Annotated in this window: 24 protein-coding genes and 3 pseudogenes; 13 read left to right on the top strand and 14 right to left on the bottom strand. The window is 51.5% G+C overall.

Going from position 1 to position 21154, the window contains the following annotated elements:
* Window positions 1–21: 21 nt before the first annotated feature.
* The 9 genes and pseudogenes from flgJ to flgB all read right to left on the bottom strand — a co-directional run bounded on the left by flgJ (window position 22) and on the right by flgB (window position 7282).
* Window positions 22–963 (bottom strand): annotated as a pseudogene (gene flgJ, locus BGK49_RS15240) (flagellar assembly peptidoglycan hydrolase FlgJ).
* Complete coding sequence (gene flgI / locus BGK49_RS15235) at window positions 963–2060, bottom strand: flagellar basal body P-ring protein FlgI (protein WP_000589324.1); 1098 nt, start codon at window positions 2058–2060, stop codon at window positions 963–965. Before flgI ends, flgJ begins: the two are co-directional and overlap by 1 nt.
* Window positions 2061–2071: 11 nt before the next feature.
* Window positions 2072–2770 carry a flagellar basal body L-ring protein FlgH gene (locus BGK49_RS15230; protein ID WP_005042610.1) on the bottom strand — a complete coding sequence of 233 codons (699 nt, stop codon included), beginning with the start codon at window positions 2768–2770 and terminating at the stop codon, window positions 2072–2074.
* Between the two features lie 52 nt (window positions 2771–2822).
* Entirely contained in the window at window positions 2823–3605 is a 783-nt protein-coding gene (flgG, locus tag BGK49_RS15225) for a flagellar basal-body rod protein FlgG (RefSeq protein WP_000625837.1), read from the bottom strand.
* A gap of 137 nt (window positions 3606–3742) precedes the next feature.
* The gene (gene flgF / locus BGK49_RS15220; protein WP_000349352.1) at window positions 3743–4498 is read right to left on the bottom strand and encodes a flagellar basal-body rod protein FlgF; all 756 of its coding nucleotides are present in this window, start codon (window positions 4496–4498) and stop codon (window positions 3743–3745) included.
* A gap of 19 nt (window positions 4499–4517) precedes the next feature.
* Window positions 4518–5726, bottom strand: coding sequence for a flagellar hook protein FlgE (gene flgE / locus BGK49_RS15215; RefSeq protein ID WP_000885875.1), 1209 nt, complete (start codon window positions 5724–5726; stop codon window positions 4518–4520).
* A gap of 24 nt (window positions 5727–5750) precedes the next feature.
* Window positions 5751–6446: pseudogene (gene flgD / locus BGK49_RS15210) on the bottom strand (flagellar hook assembly protein FlgD).
* Window positions 6447–6457: 11 nt separating this feature from the next.
* Window positions 6458–6862 carry a flagellar basal body rod protein FlgC gene (flgC, locus tag BGK49_RS15205; protein WP_001196449.1) on the bottom strand — a complete coding sequence of 135 codons (405 nt, stop codon included), beginning with the start codon at window positions 6860–6862 and terminating at the stop codon, window positions 6458–6460.
* 3 nt (window positions 6863–6865) lie between these two features.
* Window positions 6866–7282, bottom strand: a complete 417-nt coding sequence (gene flgB, locus BGK49_RS15200; RefSeq protein ID WP_000884702.1) for a flagellar basal body rod protein FlgB — start codon at window positions 7280–7282, stop codon at window positions 6866–6868.
* A gap of 155 nt (window positions 7283–7437) precedes the next feature.
* On the opposite strand from flgB, the gene flgA reads away from it, so the two are divergent.
* The 3 genes from flgA to flgN all read left to right on the top strand — a co-directional run bounded on the left by flgA (window position 7438) and on the right by flgN (window position 8911).
* A complete protein-coding gene (gene flgA / locus BGK49_RS15195; protein ID WP_000879692.1) occupies window positions 7438–8097 on the top strand; it encodes a flagellar basal body P-ring formation chaperone FlgA in 660 nt (219 codons plus the stop codon).
* 75 nt (window positions 8098–8172) lie between these two features.
* On the top strand, window positions 8173–8490 hold the full coding sequence (flgM, locus tag BGK49_RS15190; protein ID WP_000020901.1) for a flagellar biosynthesis anti-sigma factor FlgM: 318 nt from the start codon (window positions 8173–8175) through the stop codon (window positions 8488–8490).
* Window positions 8491–8494: 4 nt separating this feature from the next.
* The gene (gene flgN / locus BGK49_RS15185; protein ID WP_000197340.1) at window positions 8495–8911 is read left to right on the top strand and encodes a flagella biosynthesis chaperone FlgN; all 417 of its coding nucleotides are present in this window, start codon (window positions 8495–8497) and stop codon (window positions 8909–8911) included.
* A 38-nt stretch (window positions 8912–8949) separates the two neighbouring features.
* On the opposite strand, the gene murJ is transcribed toward flgN, so the two are convergent.
* The 4 genes from murJ to rimJ form a co-directional block, all read right to left on the bottom strand.
* Window positions 8950–10485: a murein biosynthesis integral membrane protein MurJ gene (murJ, locus tag BGK49_RS15180; protein ID WP_001050676.1), complete on the bottom strand. Its 1536-nt coding sequence runs from the start codon at window positions 10483–10485 to the stop codon at window positions 8950–8952.
* Between the two features lie 166 nt (window positions 10486–10651).
* Entirely contained in the window at window positions 10652–11518 is an 867-nt protein-coding gene (locus BGK49_RS15175; RefSeq protein ID WP_000736124.1) for a Gfo/Idh/MocA family protein, read from the bottom strand.
* A gap of 1 nt (window position 11519) precedes the next feature.
* Complete coding sequence (locus BGK49_RS15170; RefSeq protein WP_000877134.1) at window positions 11520–12167, bottom strand: YceH family protein; 648 nt, start codon at window positions 12165–12167, stop codon at window positions 11520–11522.
* A gap of 10 nt (window positions 12168–12177) precedes the next feature.
* Window positions 12178–12762 (bottom strand): ribosomal protein S5-alanine N-acetyltransferase, encoded by a 585-nt coding sequence (gene rimJ, locus BGK49_RS15165; protein WP_069375769.1) that lies wholly within the window; start codon window positions 12760–12762, stop codon window positions 12178–12180.
* Window positions 12763–12996: 234 nt separating this feature from the next.
* On the opposite strand from rimJ, the gene mdtH reads away from it, so the two are divergent.
* The 10 genes from mdtH to BGK49_RS15115 all read left to right on the top strand — a co-directional run bounded on the left by mdtH (window position 12997) and on the right by BGK49_RS15115 (window position 20424).
* Window positions 12997–14205 (top strand): multidrug efflux MFS transporter MdtH, encoded by a 1209-nt coding sequence (gene mdtH / locus BGK49_RS15160; RefSeq protein ID WP_000092200.1) that lies wholly within the window; start codon window positions 12997–12999, stop codon window positions 14203–14205.
* Window positions 14206–14268: 63 nt separating this feature from the next.
* Window positions 14269–14916, top strand: a complete 648-nt coding sequence (grxB, locus tag BGK49_RS15155) for a glutaredoxin 2 (RefSeq protein ID WP_000780912.1) — start codon at window positions 14269–14271, stop codon at window positions 14914–14916.
* Between the two features lie 133 nt (window positions 14917–15049).
* Complete coding sequence (locus tag BGK49_RS15150) at window positions 15050–15610, top strand: lipoprotein (RefSeq protein ID WP_001295443.1); 561 nt, start codon at window positions 15050–15052, stop codon at window positions 15608–15610.
* 105 nt (window positions 15611–15715) lie between these two features.
* Window positions 15716–16762, top strand: a complete 1047-nt coding sequence (pyrC, locus tag BGK49_RS15145) for a dihydroorotase (protein ID WP_000126553.1) — start codon at window positions 15716–15718, stop codon at window positions 16760–16762.
* A 73-nt stretch (window positions 16763–16835) separates the two neighbouring features.
* Window positions 16836–17081, top strand: a complete 246-nt coding sequence (gene dinI, locus BGK49_RS15140) for a DNA damage-inducible protein I (protein ID WP_001217757.1) — start codon at window positions 16836–16838, stop codon at window positions 17079–17081.
* Between the two features lie 288 nt (window positions 17082–17369).
* Window positions 17370–17624, top strand: a complete 255-nt coding sequence (gene bssS, locus BGK49_RS15135) for a biofilm formation regulator BssS (RefSeq protein WP_000414437.1) — start codon at window positions 17370–17372, stop codon at window positions 17622–17624.
* 114 nt (window positions 17625–17738) lie between these two features.
* On the top strand, window positions 17739–18857 hold the full coding sequence (gene solA / locus BGK49_RS15130) for an N-methyl-L-tryptophan oxidase (RefSeq protein ID WP_000872840.1): 1119 nt from the start codon (window positions 17739–17741) through the stop codon (window positions 18855–18857).
* Window positions 18858–18904: 47 nt separating this feature from the next.
* Window positions 18905–19018, top strand: a complete 114-nt coding sequence (locus BGK49_RS15125) for a YceO family protein (protein ID WP_001253418.1) — start codon at window positions 18905–18907, stop codon at window positions 19016–19018.
* A 260-nt stretch (window positions 19019–19278) separates the two neighbouring features.
* Window positions 19279–19845 carry a cytochrome b gene (locus tag BGK49_RS15120; protein ID WP_000011108.1) on the top strand — a complete coding sequence of 189 codons (567 nt, stop codon included), beginning with the start codon at window positions 19279–19281 and terminating at the stop codon, window positions 19843–19845.
* Window positions 19846–19848: 3 nt separating this feature from the next.
* Complete coding sequence (locus tag BGK49_RS15115; RefSeq protein WP_000749261.1) at window positions 19849–20424, top strand: YceI family protein; 576 nt, start codon at window positions 19849–19851, stop codon at window positions 20422–20424.
* 41 nt (window positions 20425–20465) lie between these two features.
* Here BGK49_RS15115 and BGK49_RS15110 read toward each other — a convergent pair.
* Window positions 20466–21059: pseudogene (locus tag BGK49_RS15110) on the bottom strand (rhodanese-like domain-containing protein); the annotation flags it as partial.
* Window positions 21060–21154: the final 95 nt, after the last annotated feature.

Raw genomic sequence — 21154 nt, 5'->3', positions numbered from 1 at the left:
GACCCGCCGGACTTGAGTTATTCAGAACAGATTATCAATGTTCATACTGTAGGTTTTGCTCACCTTGTCGCTTATCGATTTCATCTGCTGAATCATGTTGGTGAGTTTGCGGGCATAGTGAGGATCGGTGGCATAGCCCGCGTCCTGTAGGGCCTGCGCCCCCTGCTCCGCACTCGTGGCGGTGGTCACGGCGGCGTAGCGCGGGTTACGCGTTAACAGCCCAACGTAATCCGACTATGCTTCCAGATACGAGCTGTAGACCCGAAACTTCGCTTTTACTTTCTTCGCTTCGCCGTTTTCATATTCAGTCGTGGTGATTTCAGTAACTGGCCCTTTCCAGTTGCCAGAGGCTTTGACACCAAACAGGTTATAGCTCGGCTCGCCGTTTTCGCGGCGGATTTGCCGTTGCCCCCAACCAGATTCCAGCGCCGCCTGAGCGAGGATCAAATGATGTGGCACACCGCTTTGCTGGCTTGCCAGTTGGGCGGGCAGCGAGAGTTGCGCGAGGAATGCTTTACTGTCACCCGGCAGCGAATCATCGTAGTTACGTGGCACGGCCTTTTGCACCAGCTGCGAAAACGCCTGATTTTGATAACGCACCACAGTTTCGAGCGGGAATTTCATCGGTGCTGCTGGCGTGGACTCCTCTGGCAATGGTTGTTCTGGCGTCATCTGTTTAACCATCATCTCTGCAAGCCCCAGACCTTTGCCCGCCGTCATCTGTTGGGCAATCTGCTGGTCATACATACTGGTATACAGGCAAGTGTGCTCGCTGCTGAACAGGCCATCTTTTGGTAAAGCGTCGCGCATGCTTTTCAACATCATCTGCACGAACATCCCTTCCACCTGACGGGCCACCGGACGGATATTTGCCGCCGGATCTTCGCCCGCTTTCGCCTTTAGTTCGTTGAGTGATTGCGCATCCCAGGCCGCACTTGCCAGTAGTTTGCTGTCGCTGATCATCAGATGATTTCCAGTTTTGCCCGCAGACATCCCGCACTTTGCATTGATTGCAGTATGGACATCAGATCCATCGGCGTAGCGCCCAGCGCATTGAGCGCGCGCACCACGTTATTGAGCCTGGCGCTGGAACGTACGCTTTGCAGCGAACCGCCGCTCTGGCGTAAATCGATCTGCGTTTGTGGAGTAACCACAGTCTGTCCACCACCAAACGGTGTATCTGGCTGGCTGACATTGGCCTGACGATTAACTGTTACTGAGAGATTCCCCTGCGCTACCGCGCAGCTGTCGAGGGTCACTTCGCGATTCATCACCACCGAACCGGTGCGCGAGTTAATCACTACTTTAGCGTCCTGCGGGGTGACATTAACCTGCATATTCTGGATATCGGCAAGGAAGCGGACCTGGGAACTGTTGCCACTCGGTACGCGCACCTGAATAGTCCGCGCATCTAACGCGGTGGCGCTGCCATATCCACGCACGCGGTTGATGGTGTCAGCGATTTGCTGCGCCATGCTGAAATCTTCGTCGTTAAGTTGCAAATTAAGGGTATTCCCGACGCCAAACTGGCTGGGCAATTCACGTTCAATAACCGCACCATTGGTGATCCGTCCACCGTTCAGTTGGTTAACCTGAACACTGCTACCGCCAGCGGAGGCTCCTGCGCCGCCAACCAGAATATTGCCCTGCGCCAGCGCATACACCTGACTGTCAACGCCCTTAAGCGGTGTCATCAACAACGTACCTCCACGCAAGCTTTTGGCATTACCCATGGAAGAAACCACCACATCGATGGTTTGCCCCTGACGTCCAAACGGAGGAAGTGACGCTGTCACCATTACCGCAGCGACGTTTTTTAGCTGCATATTGGTGCCCGTCGGAACGGTAATTCCCAGCTGTGAGAGCATGTTATTAAGCGTTTGTGTGGTAAACGGCGTCTGGGTTGTCTGGTCACCGGTGCCATCCAGCCCCACCACCAGACCATAGCCAATCAGTGAGTTTTGCCTTACCCCCTGAACACTGGTGAGATCGCGAATACGCTCAGCCTGAGCCGCCGTCGTGACCAGTAGAAGAATTAATGCAGAGAGAAATTTAATCACCACAGCCTCACTTACATTGGCGACAGGTTAAGGAAGAAACGCTGCAACCAGCCCATATTTTGCGCTTCGTTAATGTAGCCATTGCCTACGTATTCAATGCGCGCATCCACCACCTGAGTAGACGGTACGGTATTGCTGCCGCTGATAGTGCGTGGATTAACCACGCCAGAGAAGCGAATAAATTCGGTACCCTGATTAATGGCAATCTGTTTTTCACCCACCACATGCAGGTTGCCGTTGACCAGTACCTGGTCAACCGTCACCGTCAACGTGCCGCTAAAGGTATTGCTGGCATTGGCCCCGCCCTTTCCGTTGAACGTGTTACCACCGGAGGCTTCGACATCGGCACGAACGTTACCAAACAGCCCCTGCAAATAGCGCGGCACAGTATCAAAGCCAAAATTAGTTTTACCGTCACGGCTGGCATTCGCAGAGGAGCTTTTGCTGGCGCTGACGTTCTCCTGCAACACGATGGTCAGCGTATCGCCAATATTGCGTGGTCGACGATCTTCAAACAGCGGTTGATAGCCATAGTTAATCGGCTGAGCAGACTGGAAAATAGAACCGTTGGCGACGGGCGTCGGACCGGGAACCGGTTGTGCACTGGTCGCCCCCTGCACCAGCGGCGTGGAGGGTATCCAGGCGCAGCCGGTTAGTGAAAGCACCAACAAGCTGGAAATGGCATAAGTATGCGCAGCGTTTTTTTGCATGGCTATCATCTTCAAAAATCAGTAAACCGGTGAACCTGCCACCGGTTAAGCCTTAGAGTTGCGTCAGTTTTTGCAGCATCTGATCGGTGGTGGACACCGCTTTACTGTTGATTTCGTAAGCGCGTTGCACCTGAATCATATTGACCAGTTCTTCCGCCACGTTGACGTTAGACGTTTCAACATACCCTTGATACAGCAATCCCGCGCCGTTCAGGCCCGGCGTGCTTTCGTTCGGTGCACCAGAGGATTGCGTTTCGGTGTAGAGGTTTTCACCAATGCTCTCCAGCCCGGTGTCATTCATAAAGGTGGTGAGATTGAGCTGCCCAACCTGAACCGGAGCTGCCTGGCCTTGTTGGGTTACGCTGACCACGCCATCACGACCGATGGTGATACTTAACGCATTCGCCGGAATGGTGATCGCTGGCTGCACCTGAAAACCACCAGCCGTCACCAGCTGCCCGTTCTGATCCACCTGGAAAGAGCCGTCACGGGTATAGGCTGATGAACCATCTGGCAACATCACCTGGAAAAAGCCCTGCCCTTTAATCGCGACATCTTTGCTGTTGTTGGTCTGCGACAGGTTTCCCTGGCTGTGTAAGCGTTCAGTGGCGACCGGGCGTACCCCCGTGCCGATTTGTAATCCGGAGGGTAAGGTGGTTTGTTCGGAAGACTGTGCCCCCGGCTGGCGAATGGTTTGATAAAGCAGATCTTCAAACACCGCGCGCTGACGCTTAAAACCGTTAGTACTGACGTTTGCCAGGTTGTTGGCAATGACGTCCATATTGGTTTGCTGGGCGTCAAGGCCCGTTTTGGCGATCCATAATGAACTGATCATAAAATGTCCTGTAGTGGATTAGTGACAAGCAGAGCAGAAGCACGCGACAGTGTGAATTTCCCCTCGCCCTCACCCTCTCCCCAAAGGGGCGAGGGAATAGTCCGCGCGCTTTTATTGCAATGTCATCAATCGTTCAATTAACTCATCGACAGCAGTTGGTTGGCACGGCCTGCGTTATCATCGACGCTGCTGATCACCTTCATCTGCATTTCAAAACGCCGCGCGCTGGCAATCATGTCGCTCATTGCCGCAACGGCATTGACGTTACTGCCTTCCAGAACCCCCGACATCACACGCAAGGTTGGATCTGCCTGCAGTACCGGCCCTCGCGTGGCCTGGGTTTCTGCGCTTAAACGAAAAATGCCGTCGTCACCGCGCTGCACTTCGCTGCCCGTGGCTTTCACCAGTTTCAGACACCCTACTGGCGCAACTGTATTTGCCGGATCGCCCGGATTGAGCGCCGAGATTGTGCCATCGGCAGCAATAGTGATTTCCGCTCCTTCCGGCACAGCAATTGGCCCCGCCTCGCCTATCACCTGATGCCCCTGAATTGTCAGTTGCCCGGTGGGATCAACCTGAATGCTGCCATTACGCGTATACCCTTCGCTGCCGTCAGCGGTCTGCACGGCCAGCCAGCCATCCTGCTGCAACGCAACGTCCAGCGGGCGCGAGGTGTAATCTATCTTGCCGGGCGTCATGTCTGCACCCGGTGTTGACGCCGTTACCAGCGTGCGCGTGGGCAGTGAAAGCCCTTCCACCGGCACTGCGCGCAAGGCGTTTAACTGCGCGCGAAAACCGGGCGTAGAGGCATTGGCCAGATTACTGGCGGTTACCGCCTGTTGATTCCGCGTCTGGCTGGCTGCTCCCATCGCAGTATAAATTGCGTGATCCATTGAGCTATCCCGTCAGCGATTAGCGTAAGTTAACCAGCGTTTTGAGGATCTGGTCCTGGGTTTTGATGGTCTGGGCGTTAGACTGATAGTTACGCTGGGCAACGATCATATTGACCAGTTCTTTACTGAGATCGACGTTGGACGCTTCCAGCGCACCGTTGGTCAGGGTGGCAAAGTTTCCCGTCCCGGCTGTCCCCAACAGCGCCACGCCAGAAGATTGCGTCGCAGACCAGACGTTGTCGCCTTCGGATGCCAGACCTTCGTTGTTGGCAAAGTTCGCCAGTACAATCTGCCCCAGCAGTTGAGTTTGTTCGTTGGAATAGTTGCCGACAACCGTACCGTCATCATTGATTTGATAACTCACCAGATCGCCCGGTTTGTAGCCGTTCTGGGGGGTTGCCACAATATTGTTAGCGCCGGTATTTTGCTGCATGGAGTTGAGGAAGCTCAGACTAAACGTGGCGGGTTCTGCACCGTTAATTGCGCCGGTTGCGATATTATTCGCCATCGCACCATTCACTAATGTGCCATTAGCATTAAATTCCAGTGTTGTCGCTGTCTTCGCAATGCTGTTTGGATCACTGCTATCCTGGGTGTAGACCTGCCAGTTATTATCCCCGGTCTTCACAAAGTAGACGCTCATGTCATGAGCATTACCCTGACTGTCGAAAACAGTCACCGAACCTTTTTTGTTATAGCTATCCGCATTGCTGGCGCTGAATGGCGTAACAGTAGGAAGCGGATCACTGGAATTCAGGTTGATCTGCATCGACGCCGTGGTGGTAGTTTTCGCTGCCATCAGGGTATTCGGGATCGAAATATTGGTCGGATTCGCCCCTTGCTGAATAGTCGGCGGCGTACCGGTTGCCGGGTAACCCGTCAGCTGTAAACCTTGCATATTCACCAGGTTACGGTTTTCATCCAGCTTAAATTGTCCGTTACGGCTGTAGAACACCGAACCGTTGCTGTCTACCAGACGGAAAAAACCGTTCTGGCTGATAGCAACGTCCAGACCTCGCCCGGTGTTGGTGGTCGTGCCATCTGTAAAGTCCTGAGTGATACCGGCAACTTTTACCCCCAGTCCCACTTTCGAACCGGCAAACATATCGGCAAAAGAGGCCGTGCCTGATTTAAAGCCGTAGGTGGCGGAGTTGGCGATATTGTTGCCAATAACATCGAGGTTAGTGGCGGCAGCGTTTAATCCGCTAACCGCTTGAGAAAAGGCCATGACTGACTCCTGAAATGTGAAGGCTTAAATTATCTGCCGTACTTCGTCGAGGGTGGTGGTGCCGTAAGTGCCGAGATCCAGCGTATTACCGCTGTTGCCGCGGATCACACCCTGCACCAGAGCAAACTGCAGCGGCTGGGCAACCAGTTGTGTACCACCGTTACTGGCGGTAATCGCTACATTGTAAGAACCGTTCGGCGCAGTGCTGCCATCAGTCAACGTACCGTCCCAGGTGAAACTGTGAACTCCGGCGGTCAGTTCACCAATATCAATGGTGCGCACAACCGCGCCATTTTTATCGGTGATGGTGGCCGTAACTTTGTCTGCCGCCTGTTGCAGCTCAACACCAAACGGCGTGGTCGTGGTCACAGCCCCTTCTTCACTGCCGGTTCCCGCAAGAACAATTGTGCCGGGGATCATCACGCCGTGACCGATCAGGTTACTGGCCTGTAACGACTGGCTGTTATCAATCTGTCCGGAAATAGATCCGAGCGTGGTATTGAGTTTTTCAATCCCGCTGACCGTGCTGATTTGTGCCAATTGCGACGTCAGCTCGTTGTTTTCCATTGGATTGGTCGGGTCCTAGTTTTTCAGCTGCGCCACCAGCAAAGTCAGAAAACTGCTTTGTAAATCTGCGGCGTTGCTGCCCGTGAGCGAACTACTGCTGGTGGTACTGACGCCGGTATTTGTCGGATCGGTGGTGGTTACCGCAATGGACATAGCTTTCTCCTTTATTGACCGAGCGTAAGGGTTTTCAGCATCATGCTTTTCACCGTGTTGAGCACTTCAACATTGGCCTGATAGCTGCGTGACGCCGACATGGTGTTAACCATCTCTCCGACAACATCAACGTTCGGCATTTTTACGTAGCCCTTTGCATCCGCCAGCGGATTACCCGGTTCATAAACCAGTTTGTCCGGGGCCTGACTTTCTATAACATCGGCAACCTTTACGCCGCCTGTCGCAGCACCTGGTGCAGCGTTAACCTGGAATACCACCTGTTTTGCCCGATATGGCTGTCCATCGGGACCGGTCACGCTATCAGCATTCGCCAGATTACTGGCCGCCACGTTCAGGCGCTGGAACTGGGCAGTTAACGCCGACCCGGCGATATCAAAAATATTCAGCAGTGCCATCCGTTAATTTCCGCTCTGTAAAACGTTCATCATGCCTTTGATTTGCCCGCTCAACGCACTAAGGCTCATCTGGTATTGCAGGCTGTTATCGGCAAACTGGGTGCGTTCGCGATCCATATCGACGGTATTACCGTCAAGCGAAGGCTGGTCCGGAATGCGGTATTGCAGTTCTGCGGTAGGAGGCGTCAGCGCCTGCGCCGGAATGTGTTGCGTTGAGGTCATCGTCAGAGCAACCACACTGGTTGCATCCCGTCCACGTTGCATGACTTTTTTAAGTTCACTGGCAAAATCGATATCGCGCGCCTGATAACCAGGGGTATCGGCATTGGCGATGTTTGCTGCCAGCACTTCCTGACGCTGGGCGCGCAGATTGAGCGCCTCTTGTTGAAAACGTAAGGCGGCGTCGAGCTTATCGAGCATATCTCCTCCGCAGGTATCAAAATTCTGCCATCAGCTTAAATGCCTTTACGCGCGCGTTATCGGCGGAATAAACGCAAAATGGGTCGCTATTTATGCCGTTGATGACCATTGGGGACGGGTACAATTCACGTTGTAGAAATAGCTGGGGGGCGAAAATGCTGGCAATAAAACGTAGCGTGGCGATCATCGCGATACTGTTCAGTCCGTTAAGTGCGGCGAGCAATCTCACATCGCAATTGCACACCTTTTTTAGCGCCCAGCTCGTGGGGGTAAGTGATGAGGTTCGTGTTTCTATTCGTACAGCACCCAATCTACTACCGCCGTGCGAGCAGCCATTGCTTTCGATGAGCAATAATTCCCGCCTGTGGGGCAATGTGAATGTGTTGGCACGCTGCGGTAACGACAAACGATATTTACAGGTTAATGTGCAGGCCACAGGAAATTATGTGGTTGCCGCGATGCCCATTGTGCGGGGAGGAAAGCTGGAAGCTGGCAATGTCAAACTAAAACGCGGACGACTGGATACCCTGCCACCGCGTACGGTGCTGGATATCAATCAACTTGTTGATGCCATTAGCCTACGCGATCTATCACCCGATCAACCAATCCAATTAACCCATTTTCGCCAGGCATGGCGGGTAAAAGCGGGACAACGCGTCAACGTGATCGCCAGCGGTGACGGGTTTAGCGCCAACGCAGAAGGTCAGGCGCTGAACAATGCAGCCGTCGCACAGAATGCGCGGGTGCGCATGGTATCGGGACTGGTGGTCAGCGGCGTTGTTGATGCAGATGGGAATATTCTTATAAACCTGTAAGCTGTTAAAGATTACCCGTCCCTTGCCGATAAATAAGCAACACATGATAAAAGCGCCCTCAATGAGGAATAAACCATGAGTATTGATCGCACTTCGCCTCTGAATCCCGTAAGCACCGTTCAACCGCGCGAAACCACTGACGCGCCGGTAACGAACACCCGGGCGGCAAAAACAACCGACTCCACCAGCACCAGCACCAGCACCAGCACCAGCACCAGTGTGACGTTAAGCGACGCGCAAGCAAAACTGATGCAACCCGGCAGCAGTGATATCAATCTTGAACGTGTCGAAGCGTTAAAACTGGCGATTCGTAACGGTGAACTAAAAATGGACATCGGCAAAATTGCCGATGCGCTGATCAACGAAGCTCAGCAAGACTTGCAGAGTAACTGATCGTATGACACGTCTTGCAGAGATCCTTGACCAGATGTCCGCTGTGCTTAACGATCTCAAAACGGTAATGGATCAAGAGCAGCAACATCTCTCTATGGGGCAGATCAACGGCAGCCAGTTGCAATGGATTACAGAACAAAAAAGCTCACTGCTGGCGACGCTGGATTACCTCGAACAGTTACGCAAGAAAGAACCCAATACAGCAAATAGCGTTGATATTAGTCAACGCTGGCAGGAAATTACTGTGAAAACGCAGCAACTACGCCAAATGAATCAACATAACGGTTGGTTACTGGAAGGACAGATTGAGCGCAATCAACAGGCGCTGGAAATGTTGAAACCGCATCAGGAACCGACGCTATATGGGGCGAACGGTCAAACCTCAACAACCCATCGCGGCGGTAAAAAGATTTCGATCTGAAGATTATCTCGGCCTGCACTGCAGGCCGGAATGCATTGTTACACCGTCCGGCGGGCAAATTCTTTAACTTTGAAGCCCAGTACCGCCAGTGCAGCGAAGTACGCGGCAATCCCCGCCAGCACGACCGCCATTAAACGCAGTAAGCGCCAGGGCATGGTACCCAATGACCACTCCGGCATGATATGTAACATACCTAAAAGCACGCAAGACATCACCAGTACCGCCACCACCAGACGCAACAGAAACGCCATCCAGCCGGGTTGCGGAGTAAAGATTTTCTGCTTACGCAACTGCCAGTAAAGCAGCGAAGCATTCAGACACGCCGCCAGACCAATAGAAAGTGACAGCCCGGCATGTTTCAACGGACCAATAAACGCCAGGTTCATCAATTGCGTTAACATCAGCGTAACGATGGCAATTTTCACTGGCGTTTTAATGTCCTGGCGGGAATAAAAGCCAGGAGCCAACACTTTCACTACAATCAGGCCAATCAAACCCACCGAGTAGGCAATTAACGCCCGCTGGGTCATCAGCGCATCAAACGCGGTAAATTTACCGTACTGGAACAGCGAAACGGTTAACGGACCTGAAAGAATGCCCAACGCAACCGCACTCGGCAGCGCCAACAGGAAACAAAGACGCAACCCCCAGTCCATCAAACGGTTGTATTCATCATGATTGCCACTGGCAAAACTTTTCGACAGCGACGGCAGCAAAATGGTGCCAAGCGCCACGCCCAGCACACCGGACGGAAACTCCATTAAGCGGTCGGCGTAATACATCCAAGACACCGAACCGGAAGCAAGAAACGAGGCAAAAATGGTGTTGATGATTAAGGAGATCTGGCTCACAGAGACGCCAAGGATCGCCGGTCCCATCTGTTTCACCACGCGCATTGCTCCGGCATCGTGGAAGTTAATGCGCGGCAGGACCAGCATGCCGATCTTCTTCAGGTGCGGTAGCTGATACACCAGCTGCAGGATGCCGCCGACCGTAACAGCCCACGCCAGCGCCAGCACCGGTGGGTTAAAGTACGGTGCGGCAAACAGCGCGAAACCAATCATGCTGATGTTAAGCAGTGTTGGCGCAAACGCCGGAATCGAGAAGCGGTTCCACGTATTCAGAATCGCTCCCACCAGCGACGCCAGGGAGATCAGCAAGATATAGGGAAAGGTAATCTTTAGTAGCTGGCTGGTCAGGGCAAATTTGTCAGCTGTGTCAGCGAAGCCTGGCGCGGTCACCATGATCACCCACGGTGCGGCGAGCATGCCAGCGACCGTCACAACCGCCAGCGCAAGTGTCAGCAGGCCAGAAACATAAGAGACAAAGACCCGCGTGGCGTCTTCACCCTGCTTACTTTTATATTCCGCCAGAATCGGTACAAATGCCTGGGAAAATGCCCCTTCGGCAAAGATACGGCGTAACAAGTTAGGAAGTTTAAAAGCGACGAAAAAGGCGTCGGTTGCCATCCCTGCGCCAAAGATTCTGGCGACAATTGCGTCTCGTGCGAAGCCAAGCACACGCGAAAACATGGTCATCGAGCTGACGGCGGCCAGCGATTTTAATAAATTCATCGGTGTTCTAATCCAGACCAACGGGCAAAACGCCTGCAAGACAGGCGCTGAAAGAGGCGAATAGTCTACCTGGATTATGGTGAATTGCTACCGCCAGATGTTACAGGGTTTATTCACTCATCGCATCGCGCCAGATCTTGTCAACGATACGTTGCGCCAGCACGGCCTATTCGCCGGCGGTTTGCGGAACTGTCTGATTTTGCACACATTCAATGAAGTGCCGCGCACAGCCGACAAATCCACGTTGTTCAAGAGTGCTCTGCCAACCAGGAATCGGTTTATGCACTACGCCCTGCCCGCGCTCCTCACGCCATTCGCGCATATCCGTAATGTCGATGAGCGCACCGTCAGTCACGGCCTGCACGGTTTCACGCTGACTTCCGGCACGGCGATGCATACAGGTGGTGATCTGCAAAGGACCGGCCGAAAAATGGTGCTCGGCAAACAGCATTTCGCCAGCGTCGTTAGTCAGTAGCGTACCGCCATCCAGAGAGGCTTTGCCGCCCGACAACCACAGCGCGGTATCCACCACATGCAGATAATCATCCAGCAACGTGAAATAAAGATCGTGTGGCCCGACACTATTGCTACGATGTTTATCCATTCTTAGCGAAGCTGCGGTAGCGAGTTGCGTTTTTAACTCACCGTAGAGTGGTGCGAAACGACGGTTAAAACCGACCATCAACGTCAGTTTTTTCCGCGCCGCCAGTTCCACCAGCCGTTCAGCATCGCGCAGATTTTCTGCCAGCGGTTTATCGACACAGACATGTACACCCGCATTGAGTAACGTACTGACCACGTCAAAGTGGCTGGCGGTGCTGGAATGCACAAAAACCGCATCGCAACTGGCGGCAAGGCTGGATAACGAATCGGCATAAGGAATGCGCCAGCTTTCACAAATTGGCAGGGCTTTCGCGCGCGTAGGCGACCAGGCTCCTTGTAACATCCAGTCAGACGCTGCCGCCAGCACCGGTAACCACGCTTTTTGCGCAATGCCGCCTAATCCCACAACGCCGATACGTAATTTTTTCACTTTAATCTCCCAGATGGGCCAGCAACGAATCAAGACGCTGTTTCAGTTCTGCCACTTCGATTTCCAGGGCTTCGACGCGGGCCTGTAAATCACCATCAACCGCGTTCGACATATCCGTTACCGCCGGCTGATCCTCTACCTCACCACTGAAAAGATGCATGTAGCGGCTTTCGCGTTTACCCGGTTCGCGGGCCAGACGCACCACAAAAGGACCATCTTCGCGATTTGCCAGTTGTTCCAGCGTCGACTCCACTTCCGCCATATCGCTGAATTCATACATTCGCGCGGCGCGGCTGCGCAGTTCACCCGGCGTCTGGGCACCACGCAATAACAACGTGGTGATTAACGCCACTTCCGCTGCGCTCAGTTTCAGATCGCCAAATTCTGAATTACAAAAACGTTGTTCATATTTGGTGACCCGATTACCAAAGCCACTCACCGTGCGCAGATAATGGCGTTTGACCAGATTATCCAGTTGCTCCTGCACTTCAGATTCACTCAGATTCATGACCGGTTCACGGTTCGTTTTCTGATTACAGGCCGTGACTACACCATTGACTGAGAGCGGGTATTGCTCCTGCGTGGTCACCTGCTTTTCCAGCAAGCAACCAATCACGCGAGCTTCAAGGGCTGTAAGTTGATATTTCATGAGATTCTCCTTAGCGGCCGGGCGTCCAGTCTAGGGTAGTTAATGCCGTCAGTACGTGATCGCGCCATTGTCCATCAATCAACAGATAGTCTTTCGCATAGCCTTCTTTTTCAAAACCCAGTCGCGCCAGTAAATCACCGCTGCGTTTATTGTGCGGCATATAATTAGCCATAATGCGATGAATATGTTGGGTGCGCTGCATATAACGAATGGCTGCGGCCAGGGCTTCAAACATGAGCCCTTTGCCCTGCCATTTTTGCCCAATCGAATAACCGAGATAGCAGGCATGAAAAGAGCCACGAACAACATTGGTAAAATTGGCAACGCCAATAATCTCTTTTTCGTCCGGGTCGAATAAGCCAAAGTAGAAAGCTGAACCTTGTTTATGAAATTCGTTAATCATCCCCAGCCTGGCCTGCCAGCCTGATGAATAACAGTGGCTTTCGTCGCGCACTGGCTCCCAGGGCTTGAGGAAATGGCGATTCTCTGCGTAATAATCCGCAAGACGCCAGGCATCACGATCATGCACCAGACGCACGACCAGTCGGTCTGTGGTTAAGCGCACTTTTGGCACGTTACTGCGATAGCCAAACATTCTATACCTACTCCTTCCCGTAACGTCTTTAATACGCTGTAAGTATTACTATACCTGCGCAACCAGACCCTGTGAAAAGTCCAAAATGCCATTTTCTGCATTATTCACATATTTGATAAAAACTCTCTATCAAAGCGACGTTTTGATAAAAAATATTGTCCCCGAAGTGATGGGAAAAGTCTTAGCGGCAATGCAGAATAGAAAGTGCTCATCTTTTATTTCCCGGGAGGGGAAATGTCCCGCGTATCGCAGGCGAGGAACCTGGGTAAATATTTCCTGCTCATCGATAATATGCTGGTCGTGCTGGGGTTCTTTGTTGTCTTCCCGCTGATCTCTATCCGCTTCGTTGATCAAATGGGCTGGGCCGCCGTCATGGTCGGTATTGCTCTCGGTCTACGCCAGTTTATTCAGCAAGGTCTGGGTATTTTCGGCGGCGCAATTGCCGACCGCTTTGGTGCCAAACCGATGATTGTTACCGGTATGCTGATGCGCGCCGCCGGATTCGCCACAATGGGTATCGCCCACGAACCGTGGCTATTGTGGTTTTCATGCCTGCTCTCGGGACTCGGCGGCACGTTGTTTGATCCGCCGCGTTCGGCGCTGGTGGTGAAACTAATCCGTCCACAACAACGTGGTCGTTTTTTCTCGCTGTTGATGATGCAGGACAGTGCCGGTGCGGTCATTGGCGCATTGTTGGGGAGCTGGCTGTTGCAATACGACTTTCGCCTGGTCTGCGCCACAGGGGCCGTTTTGTTTGTGCTGTGTGCGGCGTTCAATGCGTGGTTGTTACCGGCATGGAAACTCTCCACCGTACGCACGCCCGTTCGCGAAGGCATGACCCGCGTGATGCGTGACAAGCGTTTTGTCACCTATGTCCTGACGCTGGCGGGTTACTACATGCTGGCTGTACAAGTGATGCTGATGCTGCCAATTATGGTCAACGACGTGGCTGGCGCGCCCTCTGCCGTTAAATGGATGTATGCCATTGAAGCGTGTCTGTCGTTAACGTTGCTCTACCCTATCGCCCGCTGGAGTGAAAAGCATTTTCGTCTGGAACACCGGTTGATGGCTGGGCTGTTGATAATGTCATTAAGCATGATGCCGGTGGGCATGGTCAGCGGCCTGCAACAACTTTTCACCCTGATTTGTCTGTTTTATATCGAGTCGATCATTGCCGAGCCTGCGCGTGAAACCTTAAGTGCTTCGCTGGCGGACGCAAGAGCTCGCGGCAGCTATATGGGGTTTAGCCGTCTGGGTCTGGCGATTGGCGGCGCTATTGGTTATATCGGTGGTGGCTGGCTGTTTGACCTGGGCAAATCGGCGCACCAGCCAGAGCTTCCGTGGATGATGCTGGGAATTATTGGCATCTTCACTTTCCTTGCGCTGGGTTGGCAGTTTAGTCAGAAACGCGCCGCGCGTCGTTTGCTGGAACGCGACGCCTGATTTGATACTCCCCCCTGACTCCTCCATACTGAAAGTGAACTGACAGCCAAATGGAGGAGTCACGTGAAGCTATACATTTACGATCACTGCCCTTACTGCCTCAAAGCCCGCATGATTTTCGGCCTGAAAAATATCCCCGTCGAATTACATGTTCTGCTCAACGACGACGCAGAAACACCCACCCGGATGGTCGGTCAAAAACAGGTTCCCATTCTGCAAAAAGATGACAGCCGCTATATGCCAGAAAGCATGGATATCGTTCACTATGTCGATAAACTCGACGGCAAACCGTTACTGACCGGCAAACGTTCCCCTGCCATTGAAGAGTGGCTGCGCAAGGTCAATGGCTACGCCAACAAACTGCTGTTGCCGCGTTTTGCCAAATCGGCATTTGATGAGTTTTCTACTCCCGCCGCGCGCAAATATTTCGTCGACAAGAAAGAGGCCAGCGCGGGTAATTTTGCCGACCTGCTGGCCCACTCTGACGGTCTGATTAAGAATATCAGCGATGATTTGCGTGCGCTGGACAAACTGATCGTCAAACCGAACGCCGTGAATGGCGAACTTTCGGAAGATGATATTCAGCTATTTCCGCTACTGCGTAATCTGACGCTGGTAGCCGGAATCAACTGGCCAAGCCGCGTTGCTGATTACCGCGATAATATGGCGAAACAGACACAAATCAATTTGTTATCATCAATGGCGATTTAATCCTGACCCGCCGCGGCAGCCTGTATTCGCGGGTTGCCGCCGTTTTCAGTTTTTTCTGCTGGCGAGTTTATCGCTGGTGACACATGCTGCGTTGTGTCAGGATATTGACGCAGATTTCATGTCGAGGACTACCATGAACAAGTTTTTATTTGCCGCTGCATTGATCGTCAGTGGCCTGCTCGTTGGCTGTAATCAACTCACCCAATACACCATCACCGAACAAGAAATTAACCAGTCGCTTGCGAAACATAATAATTTCTCAAAAGATATCGGTTTACCCGGCGTGGCTGACGCCCATATTGTTCTGACAAACTTGACCAGCCAAATTGGTCGCGAAGAGCCGAATAAGGTTACCCTAACCGGAGACGCCAATCTGGACATGAACTCCCTGTTCGGTAGTCAGAAAGCGACCATGAAACTGAAGCTGAAAGCGCTGCCCGTGTTTGATAAAGAAAAAGGTGCGATCTTCCTGAAAGAGATGGAAGTGGTCGATGCGACGGTACAACCGGAAAAAATGCAAACGGTGATGCAAACGTTGCTTCCCTATTTGAACCAGGCATTACGCAATTACTTTAACCAGCAACCTGCTTACGTCCTGCGCGAAGATGGCAGTCAGGGCGAAGCAATGGCGAAAAAACTGGCGAAAGGCATTGAAGTGAAGCCAGGCGAAATTGTCATTCCGTTTACGGATTAATGACTAGGGCGCATTCGCGCCCTTTATTTTTCGTGCAAAGGAAAACGTTTCCGCTTATCCTTTGTGTCCGGCAAAAACATCCCTTCAGCCGGAGCATAGAGATTAATGACTGCACCATCCCAGGTATTAAAGATCCGCCGCCCAGACGACTGGCACCTTCACCTCCGCGATGGCGACATGTTAAAAACTGTCGTGCCGTATACCAGCGAAATTTATGGACGGGCTATTGTAATGCCCAATCTGGCTCCGCCCGTGACCACTGTTGAGGCTGCCGTGGCGTATCGCCAGCGTATTCTTGATGCCGTACCTGCCGGGCACAATTTCACCCCATTGATGACCTGTTATTTAACAGATTCGCTGGATCCTAATGAGCTGGAGCGCGGATTTAACGAAGGCGTGTTCACCGCTGCAAAACTTTATCCGGCAAACGCAACCACTAACTCCAGCCACGGCGTGACGTCAATTGACGCAATCATGCCGGTACTTGAGCGCATGGAAAAAATCGGTATGCCGCTACTGGTGCATGGTGAAGTGACACATGCAGATATCGACATTTTTGATCGTGAAGCGCACTTTATAGAAAGCGTGATGGAACCTCTGCGCCAGCGCCTGACTGCGCTGAAAGTCGTTTTTGAGCACATCACCACCAAAGATGCTGCCGACTATGTCCGTGACGGAAATGAACGGCTGGCTGCCACCATCACTCCGCAGCATCTGATGTTTAACCGCAACCATATGCTGGTTGGTGGCGTGCGTCCGCACCTGTATTGTTTACCCATCCTCAAACGCAATATTCACCAACAGGCATTGCGTGAACTGGTCGCCAGCGGTTTTAATCGAGTATTCCTCGGTACGGATTCTGCGCCACATGCACGTCATCGCAAAGAGAGCAGTTGCGGCTGCGCGGGCTGCTTCAACGCCCCAACCGCGCTGGGCAGTTACGCTACCGTCTTTGAAGAGATGAATGCTCTGCAGCACTTTGAAGCATTCTGTTCTGTAAACGGCCCGCAGTTCTATGGCTTGCCGGTCAACGACACATTCATCGAACTGGTACGTGAAGAGCAACAGGTTGCTGAAAGCATCGCACTGACTGATGACACCCTGGTGCCATTCCTCGCCGGGGAAACGGTACGCTGGTCCGTTAAACAATAAAAATCGTAGCTTCCTGTTGTCATTAGGTTATTTTGCCTGTATAAATAACCAGTATATTCAACAGGGGGCTATTATGCGAATTGAAGTCACCATAGCGAAAACTTCTCCATTGCCAGCTGGGGCTATTGACGCCCTGGCTGGCGAACTTTCCCGCCGTATTCAGTATGCGTTTCCTGATAATGAAGGCCACGTATCGGTACGTTATGCCGCAGCGAATAATTTATCGGTTATTGGCGTAACAAAAGAAGATAAACAGCGCATTAGCGAAATTCTCCAGGAAACGTGGGAAAGCGCCGATGACTGGTTTGTCAGCGAATAATATGCAGTGATTTTTGTTTTTGCCGGGTCGCCCCGGCTTTTTTATTTTACTTACAAATTTTGAGTACAAAATTTCTACACTTCCTCAAAATAATTGCACAATATGCTAAAAAATATGAATGACATGCTGTTTTATTGTTCATATAAATCTTAAAAGCAGAAATTTATCTGTTCCCCCCTTTAAAAATTCGGTGAATACCCTTACTTATTGGTATACTGAAGTTGCTTCAGATAAAAACGCATTGAACCTCGAATAACGTTGTCTAGTAACACGAATTAGGGGGCCATGATGGAAAAAAATAATGAAGTCATTCAGACTCATCCGCTCGTAGGGTGGGACATCAGCACCGTTGATAGCTATGATGCGCTGATGTTGCGTTTGCACTACCAGACCCCAAATAAGTCCGAGCAGGAAGGGACTGAAGTTGGTCAGACGCTCTGGTTAACCACTGATGTTGCCAGACAATTTATTTCGATATTAGAAGCAGGAATCGCCAAAATTGAATCCGGTGATTTCCCGGTAAACGAGTATCGGCGTCATTAACATGACATGACCATCCACCCAAAAGGCACCTCACCGGTGCCTTTACCATTTCTGGGTTGTATATCTGCATTCAGTTAATTACTCTGCTTAAACCATGAGAGCAGAGAGAAAAAAATGAAATACGATCTCATCATTATTGGCAGCGGTTCCGTAGGCGCTGCCGCCGGGTATTATGCAACCCGCTCCGGTTTAAACGTGCTAATGACCGACGCCCATATGCCACCGCATCAACACGGCAGCCACCACGGCGATACGCGATTAATTCGCCATGCTTATGGTGAAGGCGAAAAGTATGTCCCGTTGGTCCTCCGCGCGCAAACGCTGTGGGATGAACTTTCCCGCCACAACGAAGATGATCCCATTTTTGTACGCTCTGGTGTCATTAACCTCGGCCCGGCTGACTCCGCATTTCTCGCCAACGTCGCCCACAGCGCCGAACAGTGGCAACTCAACGTTGAAAAGCTCGATGCGCAAGGGATTATGGCCCGCTGGCCAGAAATACGCGTCCCGGACAACTACATCGGCTTATTTGAGACTGATTCCGGTTTTTTGCGCAGCGAACTGGCGATTAAAACCTGGATCCAACTGGCGAAGGAAGCGGGCTGTGCGCAACTGTTCAACTGCCCGGTCACCGCAATTCGTCATGACGATGATGGCGTAACTATTGAAACCGTTGACGGTGAGTATCAGGCGAAAAAAGCGATTGTCTGCGCGGGAACATGGGTAAAAGACCTGCTCCCGGAGCTGCCTGTCCAGCCTGTACGTAAAGTATTTGCCTGGTATCAGGCCGATGGCCGCTATAGCGTGAAGAATAAATTCCCGGCGTTTACCGGTGAACTGCCCAATGGCGATCAATATTATGGTTTTCCGGCAGAAAACGACGCGTTGAAGATTGGCAAACATAACGGAGGCCAGGTTATCCATTCAGCGGATGAACGTGTTCCGTTTGCGGAAGTGGTCAGCGATGGTTCGGAAGCCTTCCCGTTCTTGCGCAATGTATTGCCGGGTATCGGTTGCTGCCTGTACGGCGCTGCCTGCACCTATGATAATTCGCCTGACGAAGATTTTATTATCGATACCCTACCCGGCCACGATAATACACTGCTCATTACCGGCCTGAGTGGGCACGGTTTTAAATTTGCGTCAGTTTTAGGGGAAATAGCTGCCGATTTTGCGCAAGACAAAAAAAGCGATTTTGATTTGACGCCATTCAGGCTTTCCCGCTTCCAATAATCATCATTACGGCCTCCAGAATGAGGCCGTTTTTACAGGAGTATTTAATGCGTCGGCTGTTGCACTATCTCATCAATAATATTCGCGAGCATCTGATGCTTTATCTTTTTCTCTGGGGATTGTTGGCAATTATGGATCTGATCTATGTGTTTTATTTTTAGTTTTCCGCACTGACATAAACTGACAAATATTTAATCTCCCTTTCATTTAGCGTGAAAAATTGAATGAGATTATTCCTGCTTCTACAGCACTCACCAGACATCTCTGATGCTGAACCCACTAAACTTATGAAGATTCTTTCATTATTAATTCAAAATTATTGAAATAAAAATAAATATCATTCAATTTGTTATTTTTGTGTTGCAATTCATTCTCCGACACGCCATTTTCTTTCTCTCGCAAATTCGTATTGGATGCACTTATGTCATTCACAAATACCCCTGAACGCTATGGTGTTATATCTGCGGCCTTCCATTGGCTAAGCGCAATTATTGTCTACGGCATGTTTGCTTTAGGTCTGTGGATGGTCACGCTCAGTTATTACGATGGCTGGTATCACAAAGCACCCGAACTGCATAAAAGCATCGGTATTTTGTTAATGATGGGGCTGGTTATTCGTGTTCTGTGGCGTGTCATATCTCCACCGCCGGGTCCGCTGCCGAGTTATTCGCCCATGACTCGTCTTGCCGCAAAGGCTGGACATCTCGCATTGTACCTATTGCTGTTCGCCATCGGCATCAGCGGCTATCTGATCTCAACTGCCGATGGTAAACCGATCAGCGTTTTTGGCTGGTTTGACGTCCCCGCGACCCTTGCCGACGCTGGCGCACAGGCAGACTTTGCCGGTGCCCTGCATTTTTGGCTCGCGTGGAGCGTCGTAGTACTGTCCGTTATGCACGGATTTATGGCCCTGAAGCATCATTTCATCGATAAAGACGACACTCTGAAGCGCATGCTGGGAAAGTCGTCATCTGACTATGGAGTATAAAAAATGAAAAAAAGCCTGCTTGGTTTAACCTTCGCGTCCCTGATGTTCTCTGCCGGTTCAGCGGTTGCCGCCGATTACAAAATTGACAAAGAAGGTCAGCACGCCTTTGTTAATTTCCGCATCCAGCACCTTGGCTATAGCTGGTTATACGGCACCTTTAAAGATTTCGACGGTACTTTTACCTTTGACGAAAAAAATCCGGCTGCCGATAAAGTGAATGTGACAATTAACACCACCAGCGTCGATACTAATCACGCCGAACGCGATAAACATCTTCGCAGTGCAGATTTCCTCAATACCGCAAAATATCCACAGGCAACATTCACCTCCACCAGCGTGAAGAAAGACGGTGACGAACTGGATATTACCGGCGATCTGACGCTGAATGGCGTAACCAAACCCGTCACGCTGGAAGCGAAATTAATTGGTCAGGGCGACGACCCATGGGGTGGTAAACGTGCAGGCTTCGAGGCCGAAGGCAAAATTAAGCTCAAGGACTTCAATATCAAGACAGATTTAGGTCCAGCTTCTCAGGAAGTGGATCTGATTATTTCAGTGGAAGGCGTACAGCAGAAGTAAGCGTGAAATGTTGCCGGATGGCACGCATCCGGCAATGATATTTATTCTGTTGGATCAGGAATGCCCAGTGTTGTATTCAGACGTCCACGAGACTTATTAAAGATCTTATTGCCATTTTCACGTCCTGCCCGACGGCGTCGCTGTTCTTCTGGCGGTAACGCGCTTTCTTCGCAGCAAATCTCACTACAACAACCTTTGTATTTTTCCGCGCATACTGGACACTGAATAAACAGCAGGTGGCAGCCATCATTTTTACAGTTGGTATGGCTGTCGCACGGCGCGCCGCACTGGTGGCAATGCGCGATAATCTCATCCGATATACGTTCGCCCATCCGCTCGTCAAAAACAAAATTTTTGCCAATAAAACGCACCGGCAAGCCCTGCTCGCGCGCCTTACGGGCGTATTCAATAATTCCGCCCTCGATATGCCAGACTTTGTTGAATCCGTTATGTTTCATCCAAGCACTGGCCTTTTCACAACGAATGCCGCCGGTGCAGTACATGACGATTTTTTTATCTTTATGTGCCTGCATCATCTCGACTGCTTTTGGCAGCTGCTCACGGAAGGTATCTGCCGGAATTTCGAGCGCGTTTTCAAAGTGCCCCACTTCATACTCATAGTGGTTACGCATGAAGTGGCACACTGAATTTGGCCACCTGAACAGAGGTGATATGCTCACCTCAGAACAACACAGGTGCTCCAATGAAAAAAAGAAATTTTAGCGCAGAG

This window comes from Shigella sp. FC1544 (genome assembly GCF_001722145.1).
GTDB classification, from domain to species: Bacteria; Pseudomonadota; Gammaproteobacteria; order Enterobacterales; family Enterobacteriaceae; genus Escherichia; species Escherichia coli.
The sequence above is the reverse complement of the archived record's forward strand: the minus strand, read 5'-3'. Positions and strand labels throughout refer to the sequence as shown.

Excerpts from the sequence above, each read along its gene's own strand:
- flgA (WP_000879692.1), top strand. The coding sequence starts at position 7,438 with ATGCTGGCAATAAAACGTAGCGTGGCGATCATCGCGATACTGTTCAGT.
- flgB (WP_000884702.1), bottom strand. The coding sequence starts at position 7,282 with ATGCTCGATAAGCTCGACGCCGCCTTACGTTTTCAACAAGAGGCGCTC.
- flgN (WP_000197340.1), top strand. The coding sequence starts at position 8,495 with ATGACACGTCTTGCAGAGATCCTTGACCAGATGTCCGCTGTGCTTAAC.
- flgG (WP_000625837.1), bottom strand. The coding sequence starts at position 3,605 with ATGATCAGTTCATTATGGATCGCCAAAACGGGCCTTGACGCCCAGCAA.
- BGK49_RS15150 (WP_001295443.1), top strand. The coding sequence starts at position 15,050 with ATGAACAAGTTTTTATTTGCCGCTGCATTGATCGTCAGTGGCCTGCTC.
- rimJ (WP_069375769.1), bottom strand. The coding sequence starts at position 12,762 with ATGTTTGGCTATCGCAGTAACGTGCCAAAAGTGCGCTTAACCACAGAC.
- dinI (WP_001217757.1), top strand. The coding sequence starts at position 16,836 with ATGCGAATTGAAGTCACCATAGCGAAAACTTCTCCATTGCCAGCTGGG.
- solA (WP_000872840.1), top strand. The coding sequence starts at position 17,739 with ATGAAATACGATCTCATCATTATTGGCAGCGGTTCCGTAGGCGCTGCC.
- bssS (WP_000414437.1), top strand. The coding sequence starts at position 17,370 with ATGGAAAAAAATAATGAAGTCATTCAGACTCATCCGCTCGTAGGGTGG.
- murJ (WP_001050676.1), bottom strand. The coding sequence starts at position 10,485 with ATGAATTTATTAAAATCGCTGGCCGCCGTCAGCTCGATGACCATGTTT.
- BGK49_RS15170 (WP_000877134.1), bottom strand. The coding sequence starts at position 12,167 with ATGAAATATCAACTTACAGCCCTTGAAGCTCGCGTGATTGGTTGCTTG.
- flgC (WP_001196449.1), bottom strand. The coding sequence starts at position 6,862 with ATGGCACTGCTGAATATTTTTGATATCGCCGGGTCGGCGTTAACTGCC.
- BGK49_RS15230 (WP_005042610.1), bottom strand. The coding sequence starts at position 2,770 with ATGCAAAAAAACGCTGCGCATACTTATGCCATTTCCAGCTTGTTGGTG.
- flgM (WP_000020901.1), top strand. The coding sequence starts at position 8,173 with ATGAGTATTGATCGCACTTCGCCTCTGAATCCCGTAAGCACCGTTCAA.
- pyrC (WP_000126553.1), top strand. The coding sequence starts at position 15,716 with ATGACTGCACCATCCCAGGTATTAAAGATCCGCCGCCCAGACGACTGG.
- BGK49_RS15115 (WP_000749261.1), top strand. The coding sequence starts at position 19,849 with ATGAAAAAAAGCCTGCTTGGTTTAACCTTCGCGTCCCTGATGTTCTCT.
- flgE (WP_000885875.1), bottom strand. The coding sequence starts at position 5,726 with ATGGCCTTTTCTCAAGCGGTTAGCGGATTAAACGCTGCCGCCACTAAC.
- BGK49_RS15125 (WP_001253418.1), top strand. The coding sequence starts at position 18,905 with ATGCGTCGGCTGTTGCACTATCTCATCAATAATATTCGCGAGCATCTG.
- BGK49_RS15120 (WP_000011108.1), top strand. The coding sequence starts at position 19,279 with ATGTCATTCACAAATACCCCTGAACGCTATGGTGTTATATCTGCGGCC.
- mdtH (WP_000092200.1), top strand. The coding sequence starts at position 12,997 with ATGTCCCGCGTATCGCAGGCGAGGAACCTGGGTAAATATTTCCTGCTC.
- flgF (WP_000349352.1), bottom strand. The coding sequence starts at position 4,498 with ATGGATCACGCAATTTATACTGCGATGGGAGCAGCCAGCCAGACGCGG.